Origin of the sequence: Variovorax sp. OAS795, from assembly GCF_040546685.1 — a bacterium.
Lineage (GTDB): Bacteria > Pseudomonadota > Gammaproteobacteria > Burkholderiales > Burkholderiaceae_C > Variovorax.
Genome location: NZ_JBEPOH010000001.1, coordinates 5,201,514 through 5,221,248, shown reverse-complemented (window position 1 = coordinate 5,221,248; position 19,735 = coordinate 5,201,514). Strand labels below are relative to the sequence as shown.

The window sequence follows — 19,735 nt, the reverse complement described above, 5'->3', positions numbered from 1 at the left end:
GGCGATCGGTGGTTCGGCGGATGGTATCAGGGAGTAGGTGTGAAAATATTAAGTCGGTTTTTTTCCAATTAACAACTGCTACCAGTTTATTAATTCAATGACAATAAAGACTAAAGCGCATAGTTCGATCTAGATTAGCTCGAGTGCCACGGCCGTGCCTTCGCCGCCGCCGATGCACAGCGTGGCCACGCCGCGCTTCTTGCCGCGCGCCTTCAGCGCATGGATGAGCGTGACCATGATGCGCGCGCCACTGGCGCCGATCGGGTGGCCCAGTGCGCAGGCGCCGCCGTTCACGTTGACGATGTCGTGCGACACGTCGAGTTCGTGCATCAGCGCCATCGGCACCACCGCGAAAGCCTCGTTCACTTCCCACAGGTCGACGTCCTTGACGGTCCAGCCGGTCTTCTTGAACAGCTTGGCGACCGCGCCCACCGGGGCGGTGGAGAACCACTCGGGCTGCTGTGCGTGCGTGGCATGGCCGACGATGCGCGCAATGGGCCTGGCCCCGATCTTCTTCGCGTGCGATTCGGTCATCATCACCAGCGCCGCGGCGCCGTCGTTGATCGACGAGCTCGATGCGGCGGTGATGGTGCCGTTCTCCTTCTTGAACGCGGGCTTGAGCGTGGCGATCTTGTCGAGCTTGACCTTGCCCGGGCCTTCGTCGATGGAGATGACGGTGTCGCCGCCGCGGCCCTTCACGGTGACGGGCGTGATCTCGTCCTTGAACGCGCCCGATTCGGTCGCGGCCTTGGCGCGCTCGACGCTGGCAATGGCGAACGCGTCCTGCTGCTCGCGCGTGAACTTGTACTTGGCCGCGCAGTCCTCGCCGAAGGTGCCCATCGAGCGGCCCGGCTGGTAGGCGTCTTCCAGGCCGTCGAGCATCATGTGGTCGAAGATGCGGTCATGGCCCATGCGGTAGCCGCCGCGGCCCTTGAGCATGAGGTAGGGCGCGTTGGTCATGCTTTCCATGCCGCCAGCCACCATCACGTCGTGCGTGCCGGCCAGGAGCAGGTCGTGCGAGAGCATGGCGGCCTTCATGGCCGAGCCGCACATCTTGCTGAGCGTGACCGCGCCCGCGCTGTCGGGCAGGCCGCCCTTGTAGGCCGCCTGGCGCGCCGGGGCCTGGCCCTGTCCGGCCATGAGGCAGTTGCCGAACAGCACTTCGCCCACGCTGTCGGGCGCGATGCCCGCGCGCTCCACGGCGGCCTTGATGGCAGCGCCGCCGAGGTCGTGCGCAGAGAGGGAAGAGAAGTCGCCCTGGAAGCTCCCCATGGGGGTGCGGGCGGCGCCGACGATGACGATGGATTCGGACATGGGGATCTCCTTCGGAAGTTGAAAGTGAAAGCGGCCGTTCGGACCGCGGCTCAATCAGAAATGGGTGGCATGGCCTTCATGCTGGAAGCGCTGCGCTTCCTCGTACGGGAACACGTCGAGCATCTGCCCGGCCTCGATGCGTTCCTTGTGGTGCTGCCAGAAGGCGGCGTCGAGCAGGTCGGCATGGTGCGCCATGAAGGCTTCGCGCACCGCGTCGTTGCCAAGCAGGAAGGGGCCGAAGGTCTCGGGAAACACGTCCTTCGGGCCGACCGAATACCAGACCTCGCCACTCATCTCGTCTTCCTCGTTGCGCGCCGCGGGCACCTTGCGGAAGCGGCAATCGGTGATGTATTCGATCTCGTCGTAGTCGTAGAACACCACCTTGCCGCCGCGCGTGACGCCGAAGTTCTTCCACAGCATGTCGCCCGGGAAGATGTTGGCCGCCACCATGTCCTTGATTGCGTTGCCGTACTCGACCACCGCGTGCTCCAGTTGCTCCCTGGCGCGCTTGGCATGGGCCGGGCTTTCAGGATGGGCCAGCGTGTCGAATGCTTCCTGCAGGTAGATGTTGAGCGGGATCATGCGGCGCTCGATGTAGACATGCTTGAGCACCAGTTCCATCTCCCCGTTGCCGTCTCGGTCGGCGATCTCCAGCTGGCTGGGGGCGAACTTGCGGATCTCCTCGATCAGCTCGGGCTCGAAGCGGTCGAGCGGGAAACCCACGTCGCTGTACTCCAGCGTGTCGGCCATGCGGCCCACCCGGTCGTGCTGCTTCACGAGCAGGTACTTGCCCTTGATCTGCTCGCGCGTGGTGTCCTTCTGCGGCGGATAGAAATCCTTGATGACCTTGAAGACGAAAGGAAACGACGGCAAGTCGAACACCAGCATCACCATGCCCTTGATGCCGGGCGCGATGCGGAAACGGTCGCTCGAATAATTGAGGTGCGAGAGAAAGTCGCGGTAGAACAGCGTCTTGCCCTGCTTGGCGAGGCCCAGCGCGTTGTAGATTTCAGCGCGCGGCTTGCGCGGCATGAGCGAGCGCAGGAACTGCACGCAGGCCGAAGGCACTTCCATGTCGACCATGAAATACGCGCGCGCAAAGCTGAACAGCATCTGCAGGTCGTCTTCGCCGAACAGCGCGGCGTCGACGTAGAACTTGCCATGGCTGTCGTGCAGGATCGGCAGCGAGAACGGGAGCTCGACGAAGCCGTTCATGATCTTGCCGACCACGTAGGCGCCCTTGTTGCGATAGAAGAGGCCCGAGAGCACCTGGATCTGGAAATTGGCCCGCAGCTTGACCTGGTGGAATCGCCCCATGATCGCGTGCGCCACGCGCTCGGCATCGCGCCGCTTGTGGGCGAAACCGCCTTGCAGCGCGAAGTCGTCGATCATCTGCTCGACGGTGTCGGCCAGCGTGTCGTGCGTGGGGTAGTAGGGCCGGTACGTCGGCGCGCCGCGGGGCTCGATGTATTCGGTGCTGATGGCCGGCCGCACGAAGATGAAATCGTTCTGGAAGTACGCCCGGTGCAGGATCTTCGTGGTCACCGAGTTGAAGAAGCTCTCGGCCAGCTCGGGCTGGTGGTGGTCCACCAGGAGGCCGATGAAGTGCAGCTTGACCTGGTGCCACACCTCCATCGGCTGGTCGCCGGCCTTGAACTCTTTCTCGAGCCGGGCCACGGCCTCGTTCACGCGCAGGTCGTAGAACTCGATGCGCTCGCGCTGCGCACGCTGCTGGCCATGCCAGTCGGCCGTCTCGAAGCGGTGCTTGGCGCGCGCCGATTCAGCGCGGAACAGGCTGTAGTGGCGATTGAATCCATCGATCATCGCCTTGGCGATGTCGTAGGCCAGCGGTGAATCGAGACGCTGCGGGAACATGGGTTCAGCCGGTCTTCGCTTCGGTGCTCTGGCCGACGGGGACGTCGGCCTCGCCGGCCGGGATGACTTCGATCACCTCGGTGCCATCGGAGCCGGCCTGGGCCGAAGGCGAGATGCCCAGGGGCTTGCTCCACTTGTAGCGGATGCGCTGCACCGCGGCCTTGTACACCGCGTCCAGCGGCTTGTTGCCGTCCACGTTCAGCCCCAGGTCCTGCAACAGGCCGTCGTGCACGCCAAAGGTCCAGCCGTGGATCTTGACCTTCTGGCCACGGCCCCAGGCATCCACCATGACGGTGCTGACGGCCACGTTCACCACCTGCTCGGCCACGTTGAGCTCGCACAGCGCATCCACGCGCACGTCCTCGGGCAGGCTCTCGAGCATCACGGCGTGGCGGTCGCGCACGTCCTGGATGTGGCGGATCCAGTTATCGGCCAGGCCGATGCGCTTGCCGCTGAGCGCCGCCTTGACGCCGGCGCAGCCGTAATGGCCGACCACCATGATGTGCTCGACCTTCAGGTGCTCGACCGCGAACTGGATCGCCGAGAGAGCGTTGAGGTCGGAGTGCACCACGATGTTGGCGACGTTGCGGTGCACGAAGACCTCGCCAGGCTCCAGGCCGGTGATCTGGTTGGCGGGCACGCGGCTGTCGGAGCAGCCGATCCACATGTAGCGCGGCGTTTGCTGCTTCACCAGGCTGGTGAAGAAGCCGGGCCGGTCGCGTTCCATCTGTGCGGACCAGGCACGGTTGTGGGCGAACAGGTCATCTAGAGTGTCGGACATGGGCGTGATTGTCGATGAGACATGGTGGGATGCGGTGAATCAGGCCGTGCGGGCGGCTTTCTGCGCCTTGGCAAGGGTTGCGCGGCCCTTTTTCTCGTGCTCGCGCACTTCCGCCAGGTTGGCCTGCAGCTCGGCCAGTTGGGCTTCGAGCTGGGCGCGGTGCGTGCCCAGCACGCCCAGAAACTTCTCGAGTTGCGGCACGGTGTCGCGCGGGCTGTCGTACATGTCGAGGATTTCCTTGGCCTCTGTCAGGCTCAGGCCCAGGCGCTTGGCGCGCAGCGTGAGCGTGAGCCGCGCCCGGTCGCGTGCGGTGTAGACGCGCTGCATGCCGGAGCGCTCCGGCGTCAGCAGCCCCATGTCTTCATAGAAGCGGATGGCGCGCGTCGTGAGGTCGAACTCCTTCGCGAGCTGGCTGATGGTGAAGGTCTGCGCGGACATGTGGGTGCGGGATGCCTGGAAGCCGTCGGTGGGGGGCGTTGCGGGCGCGACAGCAGGGTTGCCCTGCGTTCCCTACAATGTTGCCACCAACCCATGACGTTTACGTAAACGTCAATCTTACATGAACCTCCTCGAACGCGAACTCCACTACCCCCTGGGCGACACCCTGCCCGAGCCCGGCGAAGCACTGGAAGTCGCGCCGGGCGTGCGCTGGATCCGCATGCGGCTGCCGTTTGCGCTCGACCACATCAATCTCTGGCTGCTGCGCGACAGCATCGACGGCGTCGAGGGCTGGACGGTGGTCGACTGCTGCATTGCCCACGACGAAGCCCGCGCGCAATGGGAGCAGGTCTTCGAGACCCAGCTGCAGGGCCTGCCGATCCTGCGCGTGATCGTCACCCACATGCACCCCGACCACATCGGCCTGGCCGAGTGGCTGTGCACGCGCTGGAACGTGCCGCTGTGGATCAGCTCGACCGACTACCACGTGGCACGCGTGCTGAGCACCGCCGGCGACACGCTGGCGGGCGGCGATGCGGCCGCGAGCTTCTTCGCCTCGCACGGGCTGGCCGATCCGGAGGCGGTGGCCAAGATCCGTGCGCGCACCAACTACTACGCCAACATGGTGCCGTCGGTGCCCGACCGCTTCACCCGCATGATGGACGGCGACACCGTGGCCATCAACGGGCACGACTGGCGCTGCATCAGCGGCTATGGCCACGCGCCCGAGCACATCGCGCTGTACTGCGACGAACTGAAGCTGCTGCTGGGCGGCGACATGATGCTGCCGCGCATATCGACCAACGTGAGCGTGCATGCGGGCGAGCCCGAGGCCAATTCGCTGCGGCTCTTCCTGGACAGCATCGACAAGTTCAAGGCCCTGCCGGCCGACACGCTGGGCCTGCCTTCGCATGGCAAGCCTTTCACCGGCATCCACCGCCGCGTCGACCAGCTGCAGGAGCACCACCGCGACCGCCTGGCCGAACTGCTCGAAGCCTGCACGGCGCGCCCGCTGACCGCGGCCGAGGGCCTGCCCATCCTGTTCAAGCGCGAGCTCGACCTGCACCAGATGACCTTCGCGATGGGCGAGACGGTGGCGCACCTGCACCTGCTGTGGTTCGCGGGGCAGGTGAGACGCGAACGCGGCGCCGACGGCGTCTACCGCTTCGGCGCCGGAGCCGCCGCCGGGGCGCTTTAGACTCTCGGGGATGGACACGCTTGCTGAGCTGCGCGCGGGCCGGCTGGCAGGCGCAAAACGACTCGATCTCTCGTGCGGACTCACCGAGTTTCCGCGCGAAATCTTTGGCCTGGCCGATTCGCTCGAAACCCTGAACCTCTCGGGCAATGCGCTCGATTCACTGCCCGACGACATGGGCCGGCTGCACCGCCTGCGCGTGCTGTTCTGCTCCGACAACCGCTTCACCCGTCTGCCCGAATCGATCGGCGACTGCCAGGCCCTGGAAATGGTCGGCTTTAAGGCCAACCGCATCGGTACCGTGCCGGACGCGGCGCTGCGGCTGCCGGTGTTGCGCTGGCTGATCCTCACGGACAACAAGATCGAGACCTTGCCCGAGACGCTGGGCCACTGCACCGCAATGCAGAAGCTCATGCTGGCCGGCAACCGGCTGCGCGCGCTGCCGGCATCGCTGGCGGCCTGCGGCCAGCTCGAACTGCTGCGCATTTCCGCCAACCGCTTCGAGGCGCTGCCTCCTTGGCTGCTCTCGCTGCCGCGCCTCTCGTGGCTCGCGGGCGCGGGCAATCCTTTCGATGCACAGGCCGAGGATGCGGCGATGGCGGCGCAGTCGGTGCCGCGGGTCGACTGGCGCGAGCTGACGCTGGGTGTCCAGCTCGGCGAGGGGGCCTCGGGCGTGATTCATCAGGCAACGCTGGGCCCGGCCGGGCAGCCCGTGGCCGTCAAGCTCTTCAAGGGCGCGGTGACCAGCGACGGCTGGCCGCACAGCGAGATGGCCGCCAGCATCGCAGCCGGCGCGCACCCCACGCTGGTTGCCGCGCAAGGCAGGATCGAAGGCCACCCCGGCGGCACCGAAGGCCTGGTCATGGCGCTGGTCGATCCATCGTTCCGCGCGCTGGCCGGCCCGCCGAGCCTTGCATCGTGCACGCGCGATGTCTATGCGGCCGACGCGCAATGGACCTCCGGCGTCGCGCTGCGCATCGCGCGCGACATCGCTTCGGCCATGCGGCACCTGCATGCGCGCGGCATCCTGCACGGCGACCTGTATGCGCACAACATCCTCTGGAACGCGCAGGGCGGCGGATTGCTCGGCGACTTCGGCGCGGCCTGGATGACGGGCGCGCTCGATCCGGCGCAGGCCGGCGCATTGCAGCGGCTGGAGATGCGCGCCTTCGGCTGCCTGCTCGAGGAACTGCTCGCGCGTTGCAGCGATACCCCGCCACTGGCCATGGCCGCGCTGAAAGACCGCTGCATGCAGCCGGACGTGGCCGCGCGGCCGGTGTTCGACGACGCACTGTCGCTGCTGCAGGACGCGCTCGGGCAATGACCGGCCCGCGCCTGCCGCTGCCCACGCGCGACGGCGTCGGCCCGAGCTGCGTCGGGCTGCCTCAGGGCCCGTGGCCCACGATCGTCGAGTTCCTGGTGGCGCGCTTTCCCGGGATCACGCGCGACGCCTGGATGGCCCGCATCGAGGCCAACGACGTGGTCGACGAACACGGCGTGCCCGTGACCGCGCAGCGCCGCTACCAGGCGCCATTGCGCGTGTACTACTACCGCACGCTCGACGCGGAGGTGCGCATTCCCTTCGACGAGCAGGTGCTGTTCCGGGACGACCAGCTGGTGGTGGTCGACAAGCCGCCGTTCCTGCCCGTCACGCCAACCGGCAAGTACCTGCAGGAAAGCCTCCTGGTGCGCCTCAAGCGCAAGCTGGCGCTGGACGACCTGGTGCCGCTGCATCGCATCGACCGCAGCACGGCGGGGCTGGTGCTGTTCTCGGTGCGGCCCGAGACGCGGGGCGCCTACCAGGCCATGTTTCCGGAGCGCCGCATCGCCAAGCACTACGAAGCCGTGGTGCCGTGGCAGCCTGGCGTCTCGTCGGTGCCAGGCACCTATCGCAGCCGGCTGGTGGACGACGAACATTTCATGCGCGTGAAGGAAGAGGCCGGTGCGCCCAATTCCGAAACCCGCATCGTGGTGAAAGAGGCGGCGAACGGCCACGCCCTGCTCGATCTTTCGCCGGTCACCGGCCGCAAGCACCAGCTGCGGGTGCACTGCATGGCCTTGGGCATGCCGATCGTCAACGATCCGATCTACCCCACGCTGCTGCCGCCGGACAGCGACGACTTCGACAAGCCGCTGCAGCTGCTGGCCAAGTCGGTCGCGTTCCAGGACCCGGTGAGCGGCGAACTGCGCAGCTTCACGAGCCCGCGGAGCCTGTCGCTGCCGCCAAGGTGACGCCCCGCCGGCGCGCAGCGCACTAAGCTCGTTTCCTGGACCTTTCGTCATTCATTCAGGAGACACCTGCACCATGGACACCACCCAACTCTTCTCGCTGAAGGGCCGCAGCGCCTTGATCACCGGCGGCTCGCGCGGCATCGGCCGCATGATCGCGGAGGGCTTCCTGGCGCAGGGCGCGCGCGTCTACATCTCGGCGCGCAAGGCCGCAGCCTGCGACCAGACCGCCAAGGAGCTGTCGGCCTTCGGCCACTGCGTGTCGCTGCCGGCCGATGTGTCGACGCTGGAGGGCGCACAGGCGCTGGTCGACGCCTATTCCAAGCACGAAGGCTCCCTCGACATCCTGGTCAACAACGCCGGCGCGGCCTGGGGCGCGCCGTACGACGAGTTTCCCGAGAGCGGCTGGGACAAGGTGGTGGACCTGAACCTCAAGACGCCATTCTTCCTGACCCAGGCGCTGACGCCGATGCTCAAGAAGGCGGCGACCGACCATCTGTCGAAGGTGATCAACATTGCCTCCATCGACGGCATCTCGGTGAACCCGCAGGAGACATATTCGTACGCGGCAAGCAAGGCCGGGTTGATCCAGCTCACGCGGCGCATGGCGCTTCGCCTTGCGCAAGACCGCATCGTGGTGAGCGCGATTGCGCCGGGGGCATTTGCCTCGGACATGAACAAGCTGGCGCGCGACCATGGCGACGAGGTGAAGGAGCGGATTCCTGCGGGGCGCATCGGGACGCCTGAGGATATGGCGGGGGCGGCTATTTATTTGGCTTCGAGGGCGGGGGACTATGTGATGGGGTCTACGTTGGTGGTGGATGGGGGGGTTACGCACGCGCGTTGAATCGCTTTTTGTTGGCTTTGTTTGCTTCCCGAGGCCGGGATATCCGCCCGGCGGCGGACTCACTTTCTTTTGCTTCGCCAAAAGAAAGTAAGCAAAGAAAAGGCGACCCTACTGTCTGCGTCCCTTCGCTGCGCTGCGGGCAACCTGCGGTGCTCGACTCCGGCGGGGGTCCGCAGAACTCGCTTCGCTCAAACAGCTGCGGCCCTGATCCCGCCTCCATCTGCGCTCCTCGGCGAATACAGAAGGGGTGGGAGCCGACAGGCCATCGCTTCGCTCGGCCGAGTCCAAATCCAACAGCCAATACCAACCACCGCAGGCGCGCAGCGCCTGCGGTGGCCTGGTGGCCGAGCGAAGAGAAGGCCTGATCGGTCTCCAAGCCCCTCTGTATGCGCCGAGGAGCGCAGGGTTTCGCGGATCAGGGCTCGCAGCTGTTTGAGCGAAGCGAGTTCTGCGAGACCCCGCGAAACCCGAGCACCGCAGGTTGCCCGCAGCGAAGCGGAGGGACGCAGACAGTGGGGTCGCCTTTCTTTTGCCTACGTTTCTTTGGCGAAGCAAAGAAAAGTAGGTCGCCCGCCGGGGCGAGTCCCGGCCTCGGGAAACAAACAAGCCCAATTGCTACCATCGTCCCCAAATCCGAACAAAGCCGAACAAAGATGCCCTCATACCCCTTCGACGCCATCCTCTTCGACTGCGACGGCGTCCTCGTAGATTCCGAACCCATCACCAACCGCGTCCTCGCCGAAATGCTCGGCGAACTCGGCTGGCAGCTCACCACCGAAGAGTCGATGAACACCTTCACCGGCAAGGCCGTGAAGGACGAAACCGCGCTCATCGAATCGAAGACCGGCGTCCGGATCACCGAAGACTGGCTCAAGGCGTTCAGGGCCCGCCGCAACGAAGCACTCGAACGCGCTCTGGAGGCGATTCCGCATGCCCCGGCGGCCATCCGCGAAATTCACGCGGCGCTCCAGGGCCGCATCGCCTGCGCCTCGGGCGCCGACCGCCACAAGGTCGAGCTTCAACTGGCAAAGGTGGGCCTGCTCGATTGCTTCGAAGGCCGCATCTTCAGCGGGCACGAGATGCCGCGCTCCAAGCCGCATCCCGACGTGTACCTCGCCGCGGCCGCCGCGCTCGGCGTTGATCCGAAGCGCTGCGCGGTGGTCGAGGACACGGTTACCGGCGCGATGGCCGGCGTGGCCGCGGGTGCGACGGTGTTCGGCTACAGCACCGGCGAATCGGGCCACAGCGGCCCCGAGGCCCTGCGCAGCGTCGGTGCGCTGCAGGTCTTCAGTGACATGAGGCAACTGCCTGCGCTGCTGGCGGCGCATGGCCTGCAGCCGGCCTGAGAAACCAGCCGTCAAAACCAAGCCCCTGCCGCCAGCAAGCCCGCCGGGTTTCTGCTGCAATGGCGGCAGGGCAAGTCCACAAGGAGCCAGATTCGATGACTTCCGAATACAAGACCGAGCAGCCCGAGCGCGCCGAGATCGATGCGCTCGCGGGCCCCGCCGTGGTCGAGTTCGGCACCAACTGGTGCGGCATCTGCAAGGCCGCGCAGCCGAACATCGACGAGGCCTTTGCCAAGTACCCCCACATCAGGCGCATCAAGGTCGAGGACGGCAGCGGGCGTCCGCTGGGCCGCTCGTTCAACGTGCGGCTGTGGCCCACGCTGGTGTTCATGCGCGACGGCCAGCAGGTCGCCAAGCTGGTGCGGCCGGAAGACAGCCAGTCCATCGCCGACGCGCTGGCGCTCATCGACGCGCCCGCGGCCTGACCGCGGCTACTTTCCCTGCTGCCGGAAGTCGCGCGGTGCGAAACCGGTCCATTGCAGGAAGGCGCGCGAAAAGCTCTTCTCGTTCCTGAAGCCGACAGACAGGGCCACCTGCTTGATCGGCCGGGTGGTGCGGCGCAGTTGCTCCACCGCCATTTCATGGCGCACTTCGTTCTTCAGCATCTGCATCGACGTGCCTTCCTCGTGCAGCTGGCGGTGCAGCGTGCGGCTCGACACGTTCAGCAGCGTGGCCAGCGCCTCGGCGGTGGTGGCTTCGCTCGCGCGCGTGCGCAGCAGTTCGCGCACGCGCTGGCCCAGCAGCCGGTCGCGCCGGTACTGCAGCACGGTGAGCGGCAGCGCACGCTTGAGCATGGTGCGCAGCGCGCGCTCGTCGCGCTGAAGCGGCAGCGCAAGGTAGCGCTCGTCGAAGCTGATGCTGGCCGCGGGCGCATCGAAGCGCACGTCGGGCGTGAACATCAGCGGATAGGCGTCGCGGTGCGGCGGCGCCGCGAACGGAAAGGTGGCATCGCGCAGCGAGATGCGCGAGTCGATGGCCCAGCAGACATACCCGTGCAGGAAGCGCAGGCTGGTCACCAGGCAGAACTCGCGGAACGCATCGTCGAGCGCGCGGTTCTCGGTGATGCGCAGCGTGGCCACGCCGCCCGAGACGTCGAGCGCCAAGGTGATGTCGTCGGTCAAGAGGCGGTGATGGCGGCACCAGCGCCCGACGGCCACGCCCAGGTCGGGCGAACTCAGCGAGGCGCGGCACAGCATGCCGTAGCTGCCCCAGGGCAGCCGCCGCGAGAACCACCCCAGCGCCTCGTCGTCGAGCTCCTGCATCGCATGGCCGGACAGCGTCTCGAACTGTGCGGCCGTCACCCGGGCGTCGGCCCGGGCGAGTTCACGCGGCGTGATCTGTGCCGCTTGCAAGGCCGCGGATGGATCGGCGCCGTAGTGCGCGTAGCCTTGCACGATGGCTCGTACGAAGGCCATCGGCGTGACGGCGCGGGCGGGCCGGAGGAACGATGGAGAAGACATGGCGGGTCGGGGCAGGGCGTGGCGCAATTTGCAACCATTGTGGCGCCAATTGCGGCGCCGCGAAGCGTAAGCTGTGTTTCTGCCAAGCGCCACCCGCGTGGAAAGCCTGCGCGCCGACCCCCCTCAGAGGAGACAAGACACATGCACGATCCCGGCCTGAACTTCGACCTGGGCGACACCATCGATTCGCTGCGCAGCGCGATCCAGGACTTTGCCGCCCACGAGATCGCACCGCGCGCCGCGGAAATCGACCGCGACAACCTGTTCCCGCATGACCTCTGGCAGAAGCTCGGCGAGCTCGGCCTGCACGGCATGACGGTGAAGGAAGAGTTCGGCGGCACCGAGCTGGGCTACCTGGCGCACATCGTGGCCATGGAAGAAGTCTCGCGCGCCTCGGCGTCCGTGGGCCTGTCTTACGGCGCGCACTCCAACCTGTGCGTGAACCAGATCCACCGCAACGGCAGCGAGGCGCAAAAGGCAAAGTACCTGCCCAAGCTGGTGAGCGGCGAACACGTGGGCGCGCTCGCGATGAGCGAACCCAACGCCGGCTCCGACGTCGTGAGCATGAAGCTCAAGGCCGAGAAGAAGAACGGCTATTACGTGCTCAACGGCGGCAAGATGTGGATCACCAACGGCGGCGATGCCGACACGCTGGTGATCTATGCCAAGACCGAACCCGAGATGGGCGCGCGCGGCATGACGGCCTTCATCGTCGAGAAAAGCTTCAAGGGCTTCTCGGCCGGCACCAAGCTCGACAAGCTCGGCATGCGCGGCTCCAACACCTATCCGCTGTTCTTCGACAACTGCGAAGTGCCCGAAGAGAACGTGCTGGGCGGCGAGGGCATGGGCGCCAAGGTGCTGATGAGCGGGCTCGACTACGAGCGCGCGGTGCTCTCGGGCGGCCCGCTGGGCATCATGGCCGCCTGCATGGACGCGGTGCTGCCCTTCGTCCACGAGCGCAAGCAGTTCGGCCAGAGCATCGGCGAATTCCAGCTGATGCAGGGCAAGCTGGCTGACATGTATTCGACCTGGCAGGCCACCCGCGCCTATGTGTACGCCGTGGGCAAGGCCTGCGACCGCAACGACCATGCGCGCACCTTCCGCAAGGATGCGGCCGGCGCGATTCTGTACTCGGCCGAGAAGGCGACGTGGATGGCCGGCGAGGCGATCCAGGCATTGGGCGGCGTGGGCTACACGAAGGATTTTCCGGTCGAGCGGCTGTGGCGCGATGCCAAGCTGTACGAGATCGGCGCGGGGACGAGCGAGATCCGGCGGATGCTGATCGGGCGCGAATTGTTCAGCGAAACGACCTGAGGATGAAATGCGCTGCCTCCTCTTGCTCCCTCTCCCCTTGGGGAGAGGGCGGGGGTGAGGGCAGCGGCGATCGAGTCGAGTGCTGCGCTTCGGGAAGAGCCGGCGCCATCACCCCAACCCTCTCCTCAAGGGAGAGGGGGCAAGACAAGGAGACAAGACGATGCCACTGACGCAGAGCCTGGCCCAGGGCGCCACCAACGTCCCCCTCATCGAGCAAACCATCGGCGACTTCTTCGACGACATGGCCGCCGCGCACCCCGGCCGCGAGGCGCTCGTCAGCCGCCATGAAGGCAAGCGCTTCACCTACCGCGAGCTTCAGGCCGAGTCCAACAAACTCGCCAGCGCATTGCTGGCCCTGGGCCTCGCCCCGGGCGACCGCGTCGGCATCTGGTCGCACAACAACGCACCCTGGGTGCTGATGCAGATCGCGACCGCCAAGGCGGGCCTCGTCCTCGTCAACATCAACCCGGCCTACCGCACGTCAGAGCTCGAATACGCGCTCAACAAGGTCGGCTGCAAGGTGCTGGTGACCATGGCACAGTTCAAGACCAGCGACTACCTCGGCATGCTGCGCGAGCTCGGACCGAAGCGCCTGCCCCGGCTGCAGCACACCTTCTGGATCGACGGCAAGGCCGCGGCGGATGTCGAAGAACCCGGCATGCGGCGTTTCAGCCAGTTGCTCGCGAGCGGCGACGCGGCCGACCCGCGCGTGGCGCAGGTGCAGAAGACGCTCAAGGCCACCGACCCGATCAACATCCAGTTCACCAGCGGCACCACGGGCTTTCCCAAGGGCGCGACGCTCACGCACCGCAACATCCTGAACAACGGCTTCTTCATCGGCGAATGCATGAAGCTCACGCCGGCCGACCGGCTGTGCATTCCGGTGCCGCTGTACCACTGCTTCGGCATGGTGCTGGGCAACCTGGCCTGCCTCACGCACGGCTCGGCCATCGTCTACCCGAACGACGGGTTCGATCCGCTCACGGTGCTGGAAACCGTGCAGGCCGAGAAGTGCACCGGCCTGCATGGCGTGCCCACCATGTTCATCGCCGAGCTCGACCATCCGCGCTTCAGGGAGTTCGATCTTTCGACGCTGCGCACCGGCATCATGGCCGGCTCGCCGTGCCCCATCGAGGTGATGAAGCGCGTGGTGAACGAGATGCACCTGGGCGAGATCACCATCGCCTACGGCATGACCGAGACCAGCCCGGTGAGCTGCCAGAGCAGCACCGACACGCCGCTGGACAAGCGCGTGTCGACGGTGGGCACGGTGCAGCCGCACCTGGAGGTCAAGATCATCGACCCCGAGACCGGCGCCATCGTGCCGCGCGGCACCTCCGGCGAGTTCTGCACGCGCGGCTATTCGGTGATGCACGGCTACTGGGAAGACGAGGAGAAAACCCGCGAAGCCATCGACGCCGAGCACTGGATGCACACCGGCGACCTCGCCACCATGGACGCCGAAGGCTACGTCAACATCGTCGGCCGCATCAAGGACCTGGTGATCCGCGGCGGCGAGAACATCTACCCGCGCGAGATCGAAGAGTTCCTGTATCGGCACCCGAAGGTGCAGGACGTGCAGGTGGTCGGCTTGCCCGACAAGAAGTACGGCGAAGAGCTGTGCGCCTGGATCATCGTCAAGCCCGGCCAGGCCGCGACCGAAGACGAGATACGCGATTTTTGCAAGGGCCAGATCGCGCACTACAAGGTGCCCAGGTACATCCAGTTCGTCAGTGCGTTCCCGATGACGGTGACCGGCAAGATCCAGAAATTCAAGATCCGCGAAGCGATGGCGGAACAACTCGGCCTCGAACAAGAAAAGACAGCATGAGCAAACTCGAAACGAAATTGAATGCACGCTCGGCCGACTTCCAGGCCAATGCCGCCGCCATGCGCGCGCTGGTCGACGACCTGTACAAGCAGTTCGCCAAGGTAGAGCAGGGCGGCGGCGAGGCCGCGCGTGCCAAGCACACGGCGCGCGGCAAGCTGCTGCCGCGCGACCGCGTCGCCGAGCTGCTCGATCCCGGCACGCCGTTCCTCGAGATCGCGCCGCTGGCCGCGCATGCGATGTACCTCGATGCCAAGGGCGCCGAGTCGGCGCCCGGCGCGGGCCTGATCGCGGGCATCGGGCGCGTGAACGGCGTCGACTGCATGATCGTCTGCAACGACGCGACGGTGAAGGGCGGCACCTACTACCCGATGACCGTCAAGAAGCACCTGCGGGCGCAGGAGATCGCCGAGCAGAACCGCCTGCCCTGCATCTACCTGGTGGATTCGGGCGGCGCCAACCTGCCGAACCAGGACGAGGTGTTTCCCGACCGCGACCACTTCGGCCGCATCTTCTACAACCAGGCCAACATGAGCGCCCAGGGCATTCCGCAGATCGCGGTGGTCATGGGCTCGTGCACGGCAGGCGGCGCCTACGTGCCCGCGATGAGCGACGAGTCGATCATCGTGAAGAACCAGGGCACCATCTTCCTGGGCGGCCCGCCGCTCGTGAAGGCGGCCACCGGCGAGGTGGTCACGGCCGAAGACCTGGGCGGTGGCGACGTGCACACGCGGCTGTCGGGCGTGGTCGATCACCTCGCGCAGAACGACCTGCATGCGCTGGCGCTGGCGCGTTCGGCCGTGGCCAATCTCAATGCGCAGGCTGCGGCGCAAGTCGCCGGGAAGACCGAGGTGCGCGAGCCCGCATTCCCGCGCGAAGAGCTCTACGGCGTGATCCCGACCGACACGCGCAAGCCCTTCGACGTGCGCGAGATCATTGCGCGCATCGTCGATGGCAGCGAGTTCCACGAGTTCAAGCAGCGCTTCGGCGCCACGCTGGTCTGCGGCTTTGCCGAGATCGAGGGCATGCCGGTCGGCATCATTGCGAACAACGGCATCCTGTTCAGCGAATCGGCGCAGAAGGGCGCGCACTTCATCGAGCTGTGCTGCCACCGCAAGATTCCGCTGGTGTTCCTGCAGAACATCACCGGCTTCATGGTGGGCCGCAAGTACGAGAACGAAGGCATCGCGCGCCACGGCGCCAAGATGGTGACGGCGGTGGCCACGGCCAACGTGCCCAAGTTCACCATCATCATCGGCGGCAGCTTCGGTGCCGGCAACTACGGCATGTGCGGCCGGGCCTACAGCCCGCGCTTTCTCTGGATGTGGCCCAACGCGCGCATCAGCGTGATGGGCGGCGAGCAGGCTGCGAGCGTCCTGGCGACCGTGAAGCGCGACGGCATCGAACTCAAGGGCGGCAGCTGGAGCAAGGAAGAGGAAGAAGCCTTCAAGGCCCCGATCCGCCAGCAGTACGAAGACCAGGGCCATCCCTACTACGCCACGGCGCGGCTGTGGGACGACGGCATCATCGATCCCGCGGACACGCGGCGCGTGCTGGCGCTCGGTCTTGCGGCGGCACGCAATGCCCCCGTTCCCGAGCCGAAGTTCGGCATCTTCCGCATGTGACGAAGGGGCGCGGCATGAGCACTTTCACCAAGCTGAACCTCGCGATCGAGGGCGCGGTCGCACGCATCTGGCTCGACCAGCCCGATGCCCGCAATGCTTTCGACGACGTCGTGATCGCCGAGCTGGCGCAGGCCTTCACCGAAGCCGGCGCCTCGGCGCAAGTGAAGGCCATCGTGCTTGGCGCCAACGGCCCGGCCTTCTGCGCGGGCGCGAACCTCAACTGGATGCGCCGCATGGCCGACTACACGCGGGACGAGAACCTCGCCGATGCGGGCAAGCTGGCCGGGATGCTGCGCACCATTGCCGAGTGCCCCAAGCCCACCATCGCGCGCGTGCAGGGCGATGTGTATGCCGGCGGCATGGGGCTGGTCGCCGCCTGCGACATGGCGGTGAGCGTGGACACGGCGTTCTATTGCCTCAGCGAAGTGAAGATCGGCCTCGTGCCCGCGACCATCAGCCCGTATGTCCTGCGTGCGATGGGCACCCGCGCATCGCAGCGCTACTTCCTCACGGCCGAGCGCTTCACCGCCGCAGAGGCGCACCGCATCGGCTTCGTGCATGAAGTCGTCGCTGCCGACCTGCTCGACACCAAGGTCGACGAGCTGGTGAAGGCACTCACCGGCGCCAGCCCGGCCGCGGTACGCGCCTGCAAGCAGTTGATCGCCGACGTGAACGGGCGAGAGATCGACGACGCGCTGATCGCGAAGACCGTGGAAGGCATCGCGGACATCCGCGCCAGCGACGAGGGCCGCGAGGGCGTGCAGGCCTTCCTGCAGAAACGCAAGCCTTCGTGGCTGGGCCATTGAGCACAGGCGATGAACGCGCTCGACATGCCCCAACTGCTCGCACTGGCCGCCGCCATCGGCTGGGCCAGCGGCGTGCGGCTGTACCTGGTCGTGCTGCTGACGGGGCTCGCCGGCTACTTCGGCTGGGTGCCGCTGCCCAGTGGCCTGCAGCTGTTGGCGCATCCGGTCGTCATCGCGGCCAGCGGGTTCATGGTGTTCATCGAGTTTTTCGCCGACAAGATCCCGGGCCTCGACTCGCTGTGGGACGTGGTGCACACCGCCATCCGCATACCCGCCGGAGCCGCGCTCGCGGCCAGCGTGTTCGGTGCCGACCATGGCGTGATGGCCATCGTGGCGGCGCTGCTGGGCGGCGGTTTCGCGGCCACGGCGCATGCCGCCAAGGCCACCACGCGCGCGGCCATCAACACCTCGCCCGAGCCGTTTTCCAACGTGGGCGCATCGCTGGTCGAAGACAGCATGGTGCCCGCGGGCCTGTGGCTCGCGGTGGCGCATCCGCTGGTGTTCCTGCTGCTGTTCGTCCTCGTGCTGGTGCTCAGCGTGTGGCTCATCCGCAAGAGCTGGCGATTTCTCAGGGCGCTCTTCACACGCGTGGCCCGCATCTTCAGCGGCCGCCCCGATCCGGGCGTCGCGCCTGCGTTTCAACTGAAAAAGAATCCTCCGGGAGACACTCCGAATGTTTAAGAAGATCCTCATCGCCAACCGAGGCGAGATCGCCTGCCGGGTCGCCGCCACCGCACGCCGGATGGCCATCCGCACCGTGGCCGTCTACTCCGATGCCGACGCGCATGCCAACCATGTGCGCGCCTGCGACGAGTCGGTGCACCTGGGCGGCAGCGCACCCAAGGACAGCTACCTGCGCTGGGAAAAGATCCTCGAGGCCGCCAAGGCCACGGGCGCCGAAGCCGTGCACCCGGGCTACGGCTTCCTGAGCGAGAACGAGGAGTTCGCGCAGGCCTGCGCCGGCGCGGGGCTGGTTTTCATCGGCCCGCCGCCCTCCGCCATCAAGGCGATGGGCCTGAAGGCCGAGTCGAAGCAGCTGATGGAAAAAGCCGGCGTGCCGCTGGTGCCGGGCTACCACGGCCACGACCAGGACCCGTCGCTGCTGCAGCGCGAGGCAGACCGCATCGGCTACCCCGTGCTCATCAAGGCCAGCGCGGGTGGCGGCGGCAAGGGCATGCGCGCGGTGGACCGCGCCGAAGACTTCGCGGCCGCGCTCGCCTCGTGCCAGCGCGAAGCCATCAACAGCTTCGGCGACGACGCGGTGCTGATCGAGAAGTACGTGCAGCGCCCCCGGCACATCGAGATCCAGGTGTTCGGCGACACACAGGGCAACTACGTCTACCTGTTCGAGCGCGACTGCTCGGTGCAGCGCCGGCACCAGAAGGTGCTCGAGGAAGCGCCAGCGCCCGGCATGACCGAGGCCATGCGCAAGCAGATGGGCGAAGCCGCCGTGGCTGCCGCGCGCGCCGTGAATTACGTGGGTGCGGGGACTGTCGAGTTCATCGTCGAGCAGCGCGAAGGCGGTGAAATGAACTTCTTCTTCATGGAGATGAACACGCGGCTGCAGGTCGAGCACCCGGTGACCGAGGCGATCACCGGCCTCGACCTTGTCGAATGGCAATTGCGCGTGGCCTCGGGCGAGGCGCTTCCGGCGAAGCAGCAGGAGCTGCAGATCCACGGCCACGCCATCGAGGCGCGCATCTGCGCCGAGAACCCCGACAACAACTTCCTGCCGGCCACCGGCACCTTGCGCGTGTACCGCAAGCCGCAAGCCACGGCCTTCCAGCGCAGTCGCGTGCGCATCGACGACGGTGTGCGCGAAGGCGGCGAGATCTCGACCTTCTACGACTCGATGATCGCCAAGCTGATCGTGCACGGCAGCACGCGCGCCGAGGCGCTGGCGCGGCTCGATGCGGCGCTGGCGCAGGTTCAGATCGTGGGCGTGTCGACCAACGTGCAGTTCCTGCGCGGCATCCTCGCGACGGAGTCGTTCGCCAAGGCCAACCTCGATACGGCGCTGATCGAACGCGAGCGCGCCGTGCTGTTCGACCGCGAAGCGCTCGGCCTGCCGCTGGCTGCCGCGGCGGCCATCACGCGCACGCTGATCACCGAGCGGCCGGTCGGCGCGCCGGACCCGTTCGAGCGGCGCGACGGCTGGCGCTCGCATGGCGAATACCGGCGCCACTTCGACTTCGAGTTCCGCGGCGGCGAGCAGACCGCCCTGCTGACCTACAGGCGCGACGGCGGCCTGTGGCTCGAGGCGGGGGGCGTGCAAGGCCCGCTGGTCGTCGGCCAGTTTCCATCGGGCGAGTTCGAGGTCGAGTTCGCCGGCACGCGTCAGACGCTGAACGTGCACCTCGATGGCGCCACGGCCCATGTGTTCGCATCGAACGGCGCCACGAAGATCACGGCCATCGATCGCCTGGCCCACGCGGGCGACACCCATGCCGAAGGCGGCCGCCTTACGGCGCCGATGCCCGGCAAGGTGGTGTCCTTTGCGGTCAAGGCCGGCGACAAGGTCAGCCGCGGCCAGCCCCTGGCGGTGATGGAGGCCATGAAGATGGAGCACACCATCGCCGCGCCGGCCGACGGCACCGTCGAGGAGCTGATGTTCTCGCCCGGCGAGCAGGTGGCCGAAGGCGACGAGCTGTTGCGGATGGCCGCGGCGGCTTGAGCG

Annotated in this window: 17 protein-coding genes; 12 read left to right on the top strand and 5 right to left on the bottom strand. The window is 66.8% G+C overall.

The window, feature by feature from the left end; genetic code table 11:
* Positions 1-129: 129 nt before the first annotated feature.
* The 4 genes from ABID97_RS25195 to ABID97_RS25180 are packed head-to-tail and all read right to left on the bottom strand — an operon-like array spanning position 130 to position 4,408.
* Positions 130-1,314, bottom strand: a complete 1,185-nt coding sequence (locus tag ABID97_RS25195) for an acetyl-CoA C-acyltransferase (RefSeq protein ID WP_354401581.1) — start codon at positions 1,312-1,314, stop codon at positions 130-132.
* A 54-nt stretch (positions 1,315-1,368) separates the two neighbouring features.
* A complete protein-coding gene (aceK, locus tag ABID97_RS25190; protein WP_354401579.1) occupies positions 1,369-3,189 on the bottom strand; it encodes a bifunctional isocitrate dehydrogenase kinase/phosphatase in 1,821 nt (606 codons plus the stop codon).
* 4 nt (positions 3,190-3,193) lie between these two features.
* Entirely contained in the window at positions 3,194-3,970 is a 777-nt protein-coding gene (can, locus tag ABID97_RS25185) for a carbonate dehydratase (protein ID WP_354401578.1), read from the bottom strand.
* A 39-nt stretch (positions 3,971-4,009) separates the two neighbouring features.
* Complete coding sequence (locus ABID97_RS25180) at positions 4,010-4,408, bottom strand: MerR family transcriptional regulator (RefSeq protein WP_354401577.1); 399 nt, start codon at positions 4,406-4,408, stop codon at positions 4,010-4,012.
* Between the two features lie 121 nt (positions 4,409-4,529).
* On the opposite strand from ABID97_RS25180, the gene ABID97_RS25175 reads away from it, so the two are divergent.
* The 6 genes from ABID97_RS25175 (at position 4,530) to ABID97_RS25150 (ending at position 10,450) form a co-directional block, all read left to right on the top strand.
* Complete coding sequence (locus ABID97_RS25175) at positions 4,530-5,606, top strand: MBL fold metallo-hydrolase (protein WP_354401576.1); 1,077 nt, start codon at positions 4,530-4,532, stop codon at positions 5,604-5,606.
* Between the two features lie 10 nt (positions 5,607-5,616).
* Positions 5,617-6,927 carry a leucine-rich repeat-containing protein kinase family protein gene (locus ABID97_RS25170; RefSeq protein ID WP_354401574.1) on the top strand — a complete coding sequence of 437 codons (1,311 nt, stop codon included), beginning with the start codon at positions 5,617-5,619 and terminating at the stop codon, positions 6,925-6,927.
* Entirely contained in the window at positions 6,924-7,835 is a 912-nt protein-coding gene (locus ABID97_RS25165) for a pseudouridine synthase (RefSeq protein WP_354401572.1), read from the top strand. The genes ABID97_RS25170 and ABID97_RS25165 overlap by 4 nt, the downstream gene beginning before the upstream one ends.
* Before the next feature lie 73 nt (positions 7,836-7,908).
* On the top strand, positions 7,909-8,679 hold the full coding sequence (locus tag ABID97_RS25160) for an SDR family oxidoreductase (RefSeq protein ID WP_354401571.1): 771 nt from the start codon (positions 7,909-7,911) through the stop codon (positions 8,677-8,679).
* A 653-nt stretch (positions 8,680-9,332) separates the two neighbouring features.
* Complete coding sequence (locus ABID97_RS25155) at positions 9,333-10,025, top strand: HAD family hydrolase (protein WP_354401570.1); 693 nt, start codon at positions 9,333-9,335, stop codon at positions 10,023-10,025.
* A gap of 95 nt (positions 10,026-10,120) precedes the next feature.
* Entirely contained in the window at positions 10,121-10,450 is a 330-nt protein-coding gene (locus tag ABID97_RS25150) for a thioredoxin family protein (protein WP_354401569.1), read from the top strand.
* 6 nt (positions 10,451-10,456) lie between these two features.
* Here the strand turns inward: ABID97_RS25150 and ABID97_RS25145 are convergent, their stop codons facing one another.
* On the bottom strand, positions 10,457-11,485 hold the full coding sequence (locus ABID97_RS25145) for an AraC family transcriptional regulator (RefSeq protein WP_354401568.1): 1,029 nt from the start codon (positions 11,483-11,485) through the stop codon (positions 10,457-10,459).
* A 141-nt stretch (positions 11,486-11,626) separates the two neighbouring features.
* Between ABID97_RS25145 and ABID97_RS25140 the strand changes: the two genes are divergently transcribed.
* The 6 genes from ABID97_RS25140 to ABID97_RS25115 all read left to right on the top strand — a co-directional run bounded on the left by ABID97_RS25140 (position 11,627) and on the right by ABID97_RS25115 (position 19,732).
* Positions 11,627-12,799 (top strand): isovaleryl-CoA dehydrogenase, encoded by a 1,173-nt coding sequence (locus ABID97_RS25140; protein WP_354401567.1) that lies wholly within the window; start codon positions 11,627-11,629, stop codon positions 12,797-12,799.
* Positions 12,800-12,959: 160 nt separating this feature from the next.
* Positions 12,960-14,630, top strand: coding sequence for an AMP-binding protein (locus ABID97_RS25135; RefSeq protein ID WP_354401565.1), 1,671 nt, complete (start codon positions 12,960-12,962; stop codon positions 14,628-14,630).
* Positions 14,627-16,252, top strand: a complete 1,626-nt coding sequence (locus ABID97_RS25130) for a carboxyl transferase domain-containing protein (RefSeq protein ID WP_354401563.1) — start codon at positions 14,627-14,629, stop codon at positions 16,250-16,252. The genes ABID97_RS25135 and ABID97_RS25130 overlap by 4 nt, the downstream gene beginning before the upstream one ends.
* 14 nt (positions 16,253-16,266) lie before the next feature.
* Positions 16,267-17,058 carry an enoyl-CoA hydratase/isomerase family protein gene (locus tag ABID97_RS25125; RefSeq protein ID WP_354401561.1) on the top strand — a complete coding sequence of 264 codons (792 nt, stop codon included), beginning with the start codon at positions 16,267-16,269 and terminating at the stop codon, positions 17,056-17,058.
* Positions 17,059-17,067: 9 nt separating this feature from the next.
* The gene (locus ABID97_RS25120) at positions 17,068-17,739 is read left to right on the top strand and encodes a DUF4126 domain-containing protein (RefSeq protein ID WP_354401559.1); all 672 of its coding nucleotides are present in this window, start codon (positions 17,068-17,070) and stop codon (positions 17,737-17,739) included.
* Positions 17,732-19,732, top strand: a complete 2,001-nt coding sequence (locus ABID97_RS25115) for an acetyl-CoA carboxylase biotin carboxylase subunit (protein ID WP_354401557.1) — start codon at positions 17,732-17,734, stop codon at positions 19,730-19,732. The genes ABID97_RS25120 and ABID97_RS25115 overlap by 8 nt, the downstream gene beginning before the upstream one ends.
* Positions 19,733-19,735 lie beyond the last annotated feature (3 nt).